Below are 12,430 nucleotides of genomic sequence, written 5' to 3' on the forward strand. Positions count from 1 at the left end.
ATCTATCCAGAAAGATTGAATGCACAAATTTAAAAGATGCCTTTCAGATTTAAAGCGGCGCAATACGGCCAAGTTTTAAAAACCCTAATTTTACCCATCCATGACTAACAAACAAAGGAATAACAGGATATCCATCTGCATTTTTAGGCATAGCACCTAAAACAAAAAATAAAGCTTTTAGGTTATCAGCTTGCTCAGGAAACAAATGCTGCACAGCTGTAAGAAGCTCCATATGTTTAACAAAGACAAGTTCAAATTTTGCTGACAAATATCCTTCATCATCAAAGGAAAAAGGCCCACTGATACGTAATATACCACCTGAATGAAAAATCAATTCACTGCGCTTTAAAACACCACTTTTCCCATACAAACGTTGTTTCCAATTCTCTCTACCATTTTCAAACAGATGAGATACATCATCGAAAATCCATTTTATATTGCCATCAATTTTTGGAACACCCACAAAGTAAGGCGCAAAAAACATAGAAGAATCAAAATTATCAAAAGTAATATGTCCTAATAAATGATTTTTTTCATGTTTAAGATCAAGACGTAAAAATTCTGCCGTTATTTTTTGTGGTGTATTTTTTTGATCTAATGGAGACGCAATCACATCCAGAGCATCTTTGAAAAATGCTTGATCACCAATATTTTCTTGTATCGTCTTTTTGCCTTTTTTCTGTGATTCCAATTTTTCCTGAAATTTCTGATCTTCAAGAAATGAAGCAACAACGGAAATTTCATGACCTTCAGCCAAAAGTCTAAATGTCTTAGTCGTTTTCCAATAAGGTTCTGTTTCAATTACCAGATCGCGCCAGTGTGACACTATAGGAGTTTTTCCAACGAAAACGATTGATGCAGGAGAATGAACTTTAAACTCTACCCAATGAGGTGTATAAATTGGTGCACCAACCGTTAAATGCCTTGTGGATAAAGAAAACCCGAGCAAAGGCCAAGTAAAAAGAAATCTATCACAAGTAACACCGATCCGTAATGGATAACCATTCTTACGTAAATGCTCACATACAACCGTCATATCATGGGCAGATGCTCTTGCAAATAGATTAGAAACATGATCTTCTATTTTACGTGAAAAAAAAACCAGAGTGAGCTATAAATGCATATAAGAACAAGACAAAATAATCCATAAAACAAATAGATTAAAGAAAAGCTTTTCCGTATTGATTTCAATGAAGAGAACATAGACAAAATAAAAATTTCCCTTATCTTATGATGATAAAAAATTCTTAACTCTCATGCATATGTAACGGGTACACAAAAATCTGTCGTAATGCATTTTCAAACCATTGGCTCAAAGCTTGATCATAGATTAAACGGCCTTGCAAATGTGCAGAAGCGGGTTGAGCGCCTTTTTCGGTTAATTTGTGTGCCGAACGCACTACCAAACGTCGCATCATAGCACGTGTGAACTCGGCATGAAATTGCAAACCCCATGCATTTTTTCCATAACGGAAAGCTTGTGTAGGATATACATCTCCCGTTGCCAAAAGCACTGCCTCTTTAGGTAAATCATAAATACCTTCATCATGAAAATGATAGACCATTTCTGGCCAATTCATCAATACCTTTCCTTGCGAGGTTGGTTCCAACGGATACCAGCCAACTTCAACGGTTCCATCACTTCTTGTATTCACACGCCCACCTAAATTTCGGGCTAACATTTGTGCACCAAGACAAATACCCAAAAAAGGCTTATTCTCTTTTAGCGATAAAGAAATCCAATCAATTTCCTCACCAATATAGGTATCTTTATCATTCACACTCATAGGTCCCCCTAAAATGACAACACCAGCGTAATACTTCAATGTGTCGGGGAGTTTCTGACCTAAAATAGGACGGTAAATATCAAGAACAAAACCACTTTGTTGCAAAAATTTTTCCAAACGACCAGTATATGTAGATCGACGATGAATAACCACCGCAATTCTTGGTTTGCTTTTTTTTTGTTTTTTACCAAAACACCTTGGACTTAAAAACATTTTTTAACCAATCACTTCTACAAATAAGTCAAATTTCATTTTTTAAGCACAAAAAAACACTTTCGGCTAACAATATTCACTAATAACCCTCTTTGTTTAAAAGAAACGAAATTTCTTTCTCGACAAAAATTTCTCTTCTTCTTCTGTTTTCACTCCTGGATTATCGACATTTAAATGCGTTTGGGTGAATATCTTAGCATCTTGTTTTTTTGTATCTTTTTTCTCTGTCTGCAGATTATGTAAAAGATAATTTTCAGCAGGAGGTAATTCTTTAAGCATTTTATTTTCAACATCAACATTTTTTTCCACAATACCTTCATCATTCTGCTTATTTGGCACAACATTGGCAACCTCCAATGTGAAAGGAGGCATACGGGGAGGCGCTTTCCACTCAAAGCAACCCAAACGCCCACTTATTGGAGAAACTACTGACCAAGAAGGAAAAATAGTACCGTCACACATCCACACGGGATCACGTTCAGCACGAAGTGCCAAGGAAAGCCATTGACGTACTGCTACTTGATTATTTCCTTGTGCTTCTTCAATATCTGCCAACAATAAATAAACACTCTCCCGTGGATGATACTGAAGTGCTTTCTGTGCCTGTTCCCTTGCTAATATCATTTCACCAGCATCCAAAGCTGCTTTAGCAATAAGAAAAGCCGATTCAAATGAATCTTTAGAAGAAGCAAGTATCTTAGCCTTTTTCAATCGCCCAACAGCACTTTCTTCTCTTTCAAGATAAAGCGCCGCTAAATCAGGATGAGGTTCTTTCTGCCAAGCTGTGATAATCATTTTATCAGCTTTACGTATCTCATTTAATTTATAAAGAATATCAGCAGCAATAACTGTTATTGGAACAAAATCAGGCACCAATTTATGTGCTTTCAAAATGGCTGCACGTGCTGCTGCAGGATGTGTCTCAAATAGATGACGAGCCTGCCCACAAAGCAGTAAAGCCTGTGTATGTTGACGCTCTACAGTTGAACGGATAGAGTAGGGTAAAGTTCTTTGCGCACGTTCAAAAACAGCAAGTGCTTTATCCCACTGCCCGCTCACGCTAAGCTGATCAAGCACAGCTTGATACGCCCATAAAAGTGCTGGTGATAAAGCCAGCGCTTTTTCTGCATATTGCTGTGCTGCTTCATAAGCTTTGCTCTTTATAGCTTCGTGAAACAAACCGTAAAGCCCAGCCAATTTTGTAGATGCTTCTTCTGTCATTTCCTTATAAAGACTGATGGCAGAAGCAGAATTATTTTGCAAAGACAAAGTTTGAGCTTGTAAGAGTTTCACCAACGGTTCATGTGTACCTGTAAGATATTTGTTAACACGTGCCTCCATTTTTTGCGCCAAAACACTATCACCTGCAAAAACTGCAAGCATCCCTTGTGAAAGAGCTTGATAACCATGTTTTTTATGGCGTTTATAAAAATAATTGGAAAGAGCGTTAGGTACAGAAAAAAGTACAGAAAAAAACCACCATAAAAACGCCAAACTACCAAAAAACAAAATAAGTAAGCTCAATACTGTAAGCAATGAAGCAGAAAATCGAAAATGCAAAAATGTTAAAACCACAACATCATTATAATTAGCAACCCACCCGAACGCTAAACCGAGCACACATATAATAAAACTATAAATAAAAACACGTATCATCGGGTACCTATTTGCATCTTTGTTGCCTTAAAAGATCCCTGTTGCACAGACATCAACAACTTCTGAAGCAACTGATGAACAGTAATGTGTGTTTCAAGGCGATGAACGAAATCTACCGAAACATCTTTTGCATTTTGGGGCAATGTTTGCCATTCGCTCAAAGCCTTTTCGTAATCGCCCGCTTGAATAGCAACTTCCATCCGTGCCACAATTGCCCCCAATGACGTACCTTTAACATTTCCAATCGGACGTGAAACAATAAGACCTTTTATCCATGCTAAAACCTGTTCAAAAAAACTAGCATCTGGCGCAACAATATTTTGTGTACCAACGATTTCATCTGCAACACGAGCAAAAACAGCTGAAAGTTCTGCTGGATTTTGAAGACCTACAGTAGCTGTCTTTTTCAACAAATCGAGTCCATCAATCGAAGGCGACAATTGTTCTAATAGCTTTAATTCATCACTATACGGTCCACCCCGTTCTACAGCATTTTTGAGGGAACTAATTGCAGTAAACAGTGCAATATTTATTTCTTTTTTCTCATTCTTTTTAGCTGCAATTTTTTCCTGCAGAATTTCTAACTGTTGTTTTAATACAGTAAGAGTATTTGCATTGGTTTTTCCAACGGACAAAGCCGTTTCCATATCTTTTGAAACTCCAATAAAAGCTTGCACAGATTTTTCAAGATCATTTATTTTTTTTGCTAAAACAACAAAAGTTTTTCTGCTCTCTTCTAGCGATGCTTCATCACTTTGAATTGTTTCAGTCTGTTGTGATGAAAAAGAGGCAAACTCTGCTTTCAAAGCATCAATTTCTTGAAGCATATGCCCTAATTGTTCGTTTGCTTGTTCACCTAGACTTTTCGCTGTTTCGGCAATTTGTAAAGCCTTTTCCCCTCCGACACGATTATCCATCAAAGAAAAAGGAAGCACGCCTGCCCACTGAAGTCCCATAAAAAGACCTAAAGCGATGAGACCACCAAAAATTCCCGAAATAAGTAAATAAAGCCAAATCATATTAGGCATATGTTGGTGCTGCATGCTTTCTTTGCTTTGTTTCTCTATTGTATTCGACTCTGCTGAATTTTTCGTTTGCTCTGAATCATGATTTACAGTTTTATGTTCAATCACAAGCTTTTTACGGCGCGTATCAACATAATGTGGTTTAACTTTTGGTTTTGAAGAATCTACCATCTTTGTCACTTTTTGTGCACACTTTCTTTAAAGATAAAATAATAAAATGAAAAAAGTTTTAAAAATTAAGTTTTTTTCAAACATAATAGCTTGTTTTACAACCTTTTTATAAAGAAAATAACACTCACCAAAAAGTTTAACATTCCATCTTTATTAGGAATAATTTATAATTATATACTTCAATAATCTTTTGAAAACAAAGCAGTATTTGATACCGAAAAATGCAGTTTAGTTTTTTAATTAACGAAACAATTACATCAAAAAAGAATTAAAATGCATTTTTTCCTAAAACATCAATTTTAAGAGAAGTTCTTTGCATCTTTGCCCGTCCATGATACGCACACAGAAAAGAATCTTCAACATAAGGTTTTGTCTAAAATGCGTCTGTTAGGAATAGAAACAAGTTGCGATGAAACTGCTGCTGCTGTTGTTGAATACAACAATGAAGGAAACAGTCAAATTCTTTCCAATATTGTTTGGAGTCAAATTGAACATCATGCACCTTACGGTGGTGTTGTTCCTGAAATTGCCGCGCGTGCCCATGTTGAAATTCTCGATAGTTTAATTCTGAAAGCCTTAACAGAAGCAAATATGAAATTAACAGAGATCGATGCCATTGCAGCTACGAGTGGCCCTGGTTTAATAGGAGGGCTCTTAGTAGGCGTTATGAGTGCAAAAGCAATCTCTCTTGCCACTGGAAAACCTTTTATTGCCGTAAATCATCTAGAAGGACATGCTTTAACCGCTGTGCTAACACATAATGTTAACTTTCCCTATTTATTACTGTTAGTTTCAGGTGGACATACACAAACAGTTCTTGTTCATGAGATAGGCAATTACCAACGCTTAGGGACCACCATTGATGACGCATTGGGAGAAGCTTTTGATAAAACAGCAAAACTCTTAGGTCTTCCTTACCCTGGGGGCCCAGCACTTGAAAAAGCGGCTTTATTGGGTGATAAAAATCGTATTCCCCTTCCACGACCTTTAAAAGGTGAAAAACGATTGGATTTTTCTTTTTCAGGTCTTAAAACTGCTGTGCGACAAGCCGCAACAGCCATGGCTCCTCTTACAGAAAGCGATGTTGCTGACATTGCGGCAAGCTTTCAAGCAGCAGTTACCGACACAGTGCATGATCGCGTTCATTTGGCTCTGCAACACTTCACCCATCAATATCCCCTCTCTCATTATAAAGGACGTCATCCTCCTGCTTTAGTTGTCGCAGGCGGTGTAGCCGCCAATCAAGCTATCCGTTCTACATTGCACAAACTTTCTCACCAACATGGTTTCGAATTTATAGCTCCCCCTCTTTCTCTGTGTACTGATAACGCTGCAATGATTGCTTTTGCTGGTGCTCAAAAGCTTGCACGGGGAGAAACAAGTTCCCTTGATATCGCCCCTCGCTCACGCTGGCCATTGGACGAAAAATCTAGTCCCTTGATCGGGATGGGTCGCCGTGGAACAAAAGCTTAACAAAAATAAATTAGTCTTATGTAATCCACAAAGCACAGTATGCATCACCATCATTTAACATCTTAGTTACTATTATCATTATAGATTGTAAACTGTTTGAAACCAGTTTTCCTACACCACTTTTTTCAACGCAATGCTATCATAGACAGCGTTTTCTAGACCAAAGTCAAAAAACAACTAAATTTGTCAGACCGAATGTTTTATTTTTAGTTTATTTTCCAGTTCACCTCATATCTTCTCTTTTAAAAGTAAACAAAAAACAAGACACCTTCACACAATCTATAAAACAGGTAAAAAGTATCGCGCCTTATTTTACCTCAATTCGATTATTTCTAAAAAAGAAGAAACAAATCGATAATGTGCATTCTTTGTTTCATTTTAATTAAAAATCATTTTGGTAGTGTTATACAAGTGCAATATAAAAAGACGTGTATATCTTATGAAATACAGACAATCTGAAAAAAGGAGAGCTCATGGCTTATTGGCTTTTTAAATCTGAACCTTATAAATGGTCATGGGACATGCAAAAACAAAAAGGTGCTAATGGCGAACAATGGGATGGTGTACGCAATTATCAAGCCCGTAACAATATGCGCACCATGAAATATGGTGATAAAGGATTTTTCTATCATTCCAATAAAGGATTAGAAATTGTTGGCATTGTAGAAGTATGTGCTGAAGCACACCCTGATTCTACTACTACTGACTCACGCTGGGAATGTGTAGATATCCGCGCACTTTGTGATATGCCAAATCCTGTTTCATTAAAACAGATTAAAGCTAATCCAAAACTGAAAAATATGGTTCTGGTCAATACCAATCGTTTATCGGTACAACCCGTGACTGAAGATGAATGGAAAGAAGTTTGTTTGATGGGCAATCTTAAAAGAAACACGCTTTTATTTTAGCATAATAGTCTTTGTCCGTCGATTAATATGCCGGAAAAGACGTACCATATCGCGGCGGATAAGCGCAATAGATCCTTCTGTGAGCGCATATAATTCTCTCGTGCTAAATGCATAAATATGGCACTACCTCTTGCCATTTTCCGTTCCGTAATATTCCTATCCAAAACCAAAAAATTTTAAAGTCCATCTTCATGATGCATTTTTTCAGCACTTTTACCATAAGGAAAACGTATCAAACGATTATAATTGGTATTATCACTTGCATTCGAATACAACGAAAAAACAAAACAGAACGTAGAAAGAAACGACAAGAATTGCCACAAAATCCACTCAAACAGCACATATGTGCTAAAGGTGTGGTTTTATCTCCTTTACGCTTAAAAGCAGAAATACCAGTCCGTTCTAGAGCACAAAAAAATGATTTTGGCCAACACACAAAATACCCTACGCGCAATTACCTGCTTACTGACGAACGATTATAGAAGTAACAAAATTCCGTTTTTTATAGGTTTTCTTTTTCAATTTTCCTTGCATGAAATCTCATTTTTCATGAAACTACTTTCCACCAACCGGCGCATCAATATATCTTTAAGGAAAAAAAATGAACCGCTATACCCTTTTAATTGTTGAAGAAGATAATGATCTGCGCCCTATTTTGGTAGAACAATTGCAAATCCATAAGGAATTTGAAGTATTCCAAGCAAAAACAGCTGAAGCAGGCATAAAAATAACTCAAGAGAAAAATATAGATCTCGCTATTTTTGGTATTGGACTGTTTGATCTTGCTAGCCGTGAAGCCGTTAAACAATTACGCTCTCAAGGATTTCGCTCTCCCATTATCATGATCACAAATCATGATACAGACTGCGATACCCTTTTAAATCTTGAAGTAGGTGCCAATGACTATGTAAAAAAACCCTTCCGCTTTGCGGTGTTATTGGCACGAATCCGTGCTCAACTGCGCCAATATGAGCAAAATGACGATGCAATTTTTTACATCGGACCCTATACTTTTAAACCCGGGCAAAAACTTCTCATTGATCAGCAAAACAACGAAATTCGTCTTACAGAAAAAGAAGCAGCCATTCTAAAATACCTCTATCACACCAATGACAAAATCGTGAGCCGTGAAACACTATTAGAAGAAATTTGGGGCTACAATGAAAACATCATCACTCATACCTTAGAAACCCATATCTACCGTTTGCGACAAAAAATCGAAAAAGATCCCTCCAATGCACAAATTCTCATTACTGAGCAAAACGGTTATCGATTAAACCTTTAAATCCTCCGTGATATTGACTGCTTCAAAAATATCCTGACTGTCTTTAATTTTTTCTAAAGCATAATGGATCCCCAAAAAGATACCATATTTTAGATTTACAAAGATAGTTCATGGTTTTACAATTTAAGTGAAAGTCTCTAATAGAATAAGATCTCTCATTGTGGACTCATTATATAAAAATCAATAAAAATCTTTCACTTGTACACCACCAACGGGGCTCGCTTAAAGATAAAAGTCGTTTGAGATAAAATCCAGCTATATCTCTTATGAACTGTCTCAATCAAAAGCAATAGCAACACGGTAAACTAGTAAAACGAATGATAACATTCGTTTGTACTTTGATAAGTAAAGAGATTATCCCAACAGATTTTGCGTTATATCCTTCACTAATGCTGTCGTGAAATGGAATTTGAAACAAAATGTGAAGAGCTTTCATAGGCTTGAGGCGATAATGCAGGAATAAAAACACGCCGCGATTGACGACGCTGTACAAACAAACCTTGATAAACACGTTTTTGCGCTTGACACATTAAGAGTCCACCAAAATAAGGCAAAAGATAGCGTGCAAATGGCTCATAAAAAAACGAGAATAATCGCGAAACATAACTTGAAGAAGGTGTATAGTATACAATTTCTTGCACTGGCCCAGAAATAAAATTTGTTTTTCCAAACAAACGAGCAATTTGTTGTCGGCTATAAGGTTGTCCATAACCAAAAGGTGTACAAGCGTTGCGTGCCCAAAAGCCAGAGCGATTAGGAACAATAACAATCAAACTACCATTAGGAACTAAAACACGCCATATTTCATTCAGCGTTTCGAAAGAATTCTCTGTATATTCAAGTGCATGTACCAACAAAACACAATCAACGGAAGCATCAGGAAGCGGTAAATCTTCTTCAAAAACAAGTGCTGTAGCAACTTTCTCAGCACAAGGCCAAGGCAAAGCACCTTGAGCAGCAGGCATAAAAGCAAAACATTGTTGTGCACGTATACGTAACACAGAAAGATAAGGAAGCGCATACCCCAAACCCATAACCCGTTTATCAGAAAGATCAGGCCACCATAAATTTAATTGGTCACACAATGTCGCCTGCACACGCAATCCAAGCGTTGAAGCATAAAAATCTTTCAGTGTAACTATATCCAACTCAACAGACCGTAAAAAAAACTTTAAACATCACAGACTTTCATATACCGCATTTATATGGACTTCTGCCTTTTCTTCGCAATGTCAAAAACTTTAGTATTTCATATTTTAAACCCAAATAATAAAAATCTATACAAACATTTTGATGATTACTTCAGATAAGCGCTTTAATCATGCCATTTATTTTTAAAGCTTTTGCCCTATAAAGGCTTCAATGCACTCTTTCTTTTTTCATAGGTTAATAGAAAAATGAAATGATTAATTAAAATGAAGCAACCTTTCAAGATAGTTTTTTTCTGCCTCTAGAATATGCTCCTTACCAAGACGTTTGCGAATTTCTTCCAAAATCTGCCGTGCTCGTATCTGATCACTTTCTCTTGATATAATCGTATTTTCTTGCTCTTCATCTGTTTTTGAAGAAAGTGGGCGTCCTAATGGATCTTCAAGACTGGAAGCAGCATTTCGATTATCTGCAGCTTCTTTAAAAATTTCACGCATTTTTTCTAAAACATTTTGTGCACCCAGCCGCAAAGATTCTAAAGCATCTGTCTGATTTTGCATAGATATTTTATTTTTTCCTTGATCAAGAGCATTTCCAGCAAAATTCATTTTTTCTTCTGCTTTTTTAAATGCACCATTTGATTCAAACCCTTGTGCCAATAATTCTTTTTCTAAAGTTGACAATTCAGACTGCAATTCATCTTGTTTTTGTTTTAAAGATTTTCTTTGCTGTTCTGGTATGCTTTCTCCACGTTTTTGTTCCATTTCTAATCGATGTGTTTCATTAAGAATTTCTTGTTGACGACGCATCAAATCTCCAAGTTTATCCATTTTTTCTTTCATCTGCGCAGACTGGCTCTGATGCTTTTGCCCACCTTGATCACCTTTTTGAACTTGCAAATGATCAAGAGTCTGTTCAACTTCAGCCAACAGCTGTTCAGCTGCTAAAGAGGAACCGATTTTAGCCATTTCTTCAATTAAATCGAGCTTTTTTTCTAATGTGTCCCGTGAAAGATTGGAACGGCTAAAATTGTTATTGTTAGAATTACCATTGTCTTGTGCTTTTTCACCCAAAGCGTGAATATACTCATCCATGGCTTTGCGTAAATCCGCCATAAGTCGTTCAATTTCTGTAGCTGGAGCACCATAACGAAGTGCATCACGCAAAGCAGCTTGTGCCTGCTTTAAATTTTTCTGAACGGATTCAAGCTGATTACCTTCAATACCCAAAGCAATCTGCCATAAATAATCGACCACATCACGCAAATCATCCTCTGTCTCTGCCATAGAAAGCCTTGTCCATGCACTCTGTAGAACAAGAAAATGCGCGAAATTTTGCAGCCCCTCTTCTGGCCGCACAAGTAAAGCAAAAAGCATATCGAGCACACGCTCTTGCGCAGAAACATCAAGAGCTAATATACGACGTAATTCACTCACCGCACGTGCAACAGGATTTGAAAATACACGCTGTGGCAATGTCATAACAAAAGTTTTGCTGCGACCTTGCTGCTGCGCATCATCTTCTGCCACCAAAGTAATTTTGACTTCTGAACCAGCCCATGGATGTGCTGATACATCTTGTACCATTCGCATTTTACCCTTTCCACCACGCGGCAAAAGAAGTTTTATTTCAGGTGCTTTATAAAGAGCAGAAGCACTTTTGTAATGATTCAAAAAAGGTTCCATTTCAACAAAAGCCTTTGCCACTCCATAATCATCATCTAGTTCATATTGTAATTCTAACGAACCAGTCAAAATCCGCCCTGGCTTTTCCAACCAATGAATTGTTGGGGGCTGATCTCTAATAACCTGCAAACGCCACTGCCATTGCTTATGACGTGAAGAGACAAACAAAACTATTGAATGTTCTAAATGTGTTTCAAAATGAACGATTGGATTTAAAGCCATTTTTTCATTTTTTTTTGAAAACAAAATTTCATGTGCATCTTCTTCAGAGATTGCTTTTACTGTAATGCCAGCACCATTGACAATACGTACAACTAGATTACTCCCTTCAGGAATTATCAGCTGTGTTTTCTCATCTTTTGTTAAATAAATAGGCGCAACACCGGTATAAACAGGTGGTGTTACCCAAGCATCAATTCGCATTGATGTTTCATCGACTATAGGACGGAAATCAAATGCATCTGCCAAACGTCCCCCTTGAGAACCAAACGAAAAACTAAAGGCGCATACACAAAGCAGAACAAACACAGCCCTCAGAGCTAAAGGATCATAAGCCGCACTATTAGGATAAATAAATCCTGTTTTCAAAGTGTGTAATTGTTTCGCCATACGACGTTGATGTTCACGCCAAACAATTGCACTAGAACCATCATCATTCTCAGAACATAAACTATCTGCTTGAATGCTTAAGGGTTGATTTTTAAGACCGTTTACTCGTTCAAGACGCTGATTAATTTCTCTCGTTGTGGGAAACCGAAAACGAATAAGGAAAAATAAACTCGCCAACGCCGAAAAAAGCATAAGCCCAAGTAAAAGCAAATGTGGCCAATAATCTAGAATGCTAAAAATGCCAAACCAACTAAGCGAACAAAAGAGACTAAGAACTAGGAGAAACGGCAACAACCGTACCCATATACGCTCAAATGAAAGGATAAACCACATCAAAATGCGCACACACAAAAGTTTTATTATTGCAAAACTTTCGATGTTTTCATTTTTCATAGACAAGCGTTTGTCCTCTTTTACAGTGGTAAATTTAGATCTTGACCTCCTCCTTATCTTAAAGAACGAAGACCCT

10 protein-coding genes are annotated in these 12,430 nt (G+C 37.1%); 4 read left to right on the plus strand and 6 right to left on the minus strand.

What is annotated here, in order from left to right:
* Positions 1–49 precede the first annotated feature (49 nt).
* The 4 genes from HWV54_RS03650 to HWV54_RS03665 form a co-directional block, all read right to left on the minus strand.
* On the minus strand, positions 50–1,036 hold the full coding sequence (locus tag HWV54_RS03650; RefSeq protein ID WP_005866612.1) for a DUF2125 domain-containing protein: 987 nt from the start codon (positions 1,034–1,036) through the stop codon (positions 50–52).
* Between the two features lie 211 nt (positions 1,037–1,247).
* Entirely contained in the window at positions 1,248–2,000 is a 753-nt protein-coding gene (locus HWV54_RS03655; RefSeq protein WP_005866610.1) for a glutamine amidotransferase, read from the minus strand.
* A 96-nt stretch (positions 2,001–2,096) separates the two neighbouring features.
* Entirely contained in the window at positions 2,097–3,656 is a 1,560-nt protein-coding gene (locus HWV54_RS03660; RefSeq protein ID WP_005866608.1) for a heme biosynthesis protein HemY, read from the minus strand.
* Complete coding sequence (locus HWV54_RS03665; protein WP_005866606.1) at positions 3,653–4,852, minus strand: COG4223 family protein; 1,200 nt, start codon at positions 4,850–4,852, stop codon at positions 3,653–3,655. The genes HWV54_RS03660 and HWV54_RS03665 overlap by 4 nt, the downstream gene beginning before the upstream one ends.
* A gap of 378 nt (positions 4,853–5,230) precedes the next feature.
* Here HWV54_RS03665 and tsaD point away from each other — a divergent pair, with 378 nt between their 5' ends.
* The 4 genes from tsaD (at position 5,231) to HWV54_RS03685 (ending at position 8,518) form a co-directional block, all read left to right on the plus strand.
* Positions 5,231–6,325 (plus strand): tRNA (adenosine(37)-N6)-threonylcarbamoyltransferase complex transferase subunit TsaD, encoded by a 1,095-nt coding sequence (gene tsaD, locus HWV54_RS03670; RefSeq protein ID WP_005866604.1) that lies wholly within the window; start codon positions 5,231–5,233, stop codon positions 6,323–6,325.
* Between the two features lie 473 nt (positions 6,326–6,798).
* Positions 6,799–7,233, plus strand: a complete 435-nt coding sequence (locus tag HWV54_RS03675; RefSeq protein WP_005866602.1) for an EVE domain-containing protein — start codon at positions 6,799–6,801, stop codon at positions 7,231–7,233.
* A gap of 191 nt (positions 7,234–7,424) precedes the next feature.
* Positions 7,425–7,715, plus strand: a complete 291-nt coding sequence (locus HWV54_RS03680; protein WP_156785833.1) for a hypothetical protein — start codon at positions 7,425–7,427, stop codon at positions 7,713–7,715.
* A 119-nt stretch (positions 7,716–7,834) separates the two neighbouring features.
* Positions 7,835–8,518: a response regulator transcription factor gene (locus HWV54_RS03685; protein WP_005866597.1), complete on the plus strand. Its 684-nt coding sequence runs from the start codon at positions 7,835–7,837 to the stop codon at positions 8,516–8,518.
* 386 nt (positions 8,519–8,904) lie between these two features.
* On the opposite strand, the gene HWV54_RS03690 is transcribed toward HWV54_RS03685, so the two are convergent.
* Together HWV54_RS03690 and HWV54_RS03695 are read right to left on the minus strand one after the other, a co-directional pair.
* Positions 8,905–9,666 carry a class I SAM-dependent methyltransferase gene (locus tag HWV54_RS03690; protein ID WP_005866595.1) on the minus strand — a complete coding sequence of 254 codons (762 nt, stop codon included), beginning with the start codon at positions 9,664–9,666 and terminating at the stop codon, positions 8,905–8,907.
* A 258-nt stretch (positions 9,667–9,924) separates the two neighbouring features.
* Entirely contained in the window at positions 9,925–12,354 is a 2,430-nt protein-coding gene (locus tag HWV54_RS03695; protein WP_005866593.1) for a TIGR02302 family protein, read from the minus strand.
* Positions 12,355–12,430 lie beyond the last annotated feature (76 nt).

Source organism: Bartonella alsatica (genome assembly GCF_013388295.1).
GTDB lineage: Bacteria > Pseudomonadota > Alphaproteobacteria > Rhizobiales > Rhizobiaceae > Bartonella > Bartonella alsatica.

Excerpts from the sequence above, each read along its gene's own strand:
- HWV54_RS03680 (WP_156785833.1), top strand. The coding sequence starts at position 7,425 with ATGATGCATTTTTTCAGCACTTTTACCATAAGGAAAACGTATCAAACG.
- tsaD (WP_005866604.1), top strand. The coding sequence starts at position 5,231 with ATGCGTCTGTTAGGAATAGAAACAAGTTGCGATGAAACTGCTGCTGCT.
- HWV54_RS03675 (WP_005866602.1), top strand. The coding sequence starts at position 6,799 with ATGGCTTATTGGCTTTTTAAATCTGAACCTTATAAATGGTCATGGGAC.
- HWV54_RS03655 (WP_005866610.1), bottom strand. The coding sequence starts at position 2,000 with ATGTTTTTAAGTCCAAGGTGTTTTGGTAAAAAACAAAAAAAAAGCAAA.
- HWV54_RS03685 (WP_005866597.1), top strand. The coding sequence starts at position 7,835 with ATGAACCGCTATACCCTTTTAATTGTTGAAGAAGATAATGATCTGCGC.
- HWV54_RS03650 (WP_005866612.1), bottom strand. The coding sequence starts at position 1,036 with ATGACGGTTGTATGTGAGCATTTACGTAAGAATGGTTATCCATTACGG.
- HWV54_RS03665 (WP_005866606.1), bottom strand. The coding sequence starts at position 4,852 with ATGGTAGATTCTTCAAAACCAAAAGTTAAACCACATTATGTTGATACG.
- HWV54_RS03695 (WP_005866593.1), bottom strand. The coding sequence starts at position 12,354 with ATGAAAAATGAAAACATCGAAAGTTTTGCAATAATAAAACTTTTGTGT.
- HWV54_RS03660 (WP_005866608.1), bottom strand. The coding sequence starts at position 3,656 with ATGATACGTGTTTTTATTTATAGTTTTATTATATGTGTGCTCGGTTTA.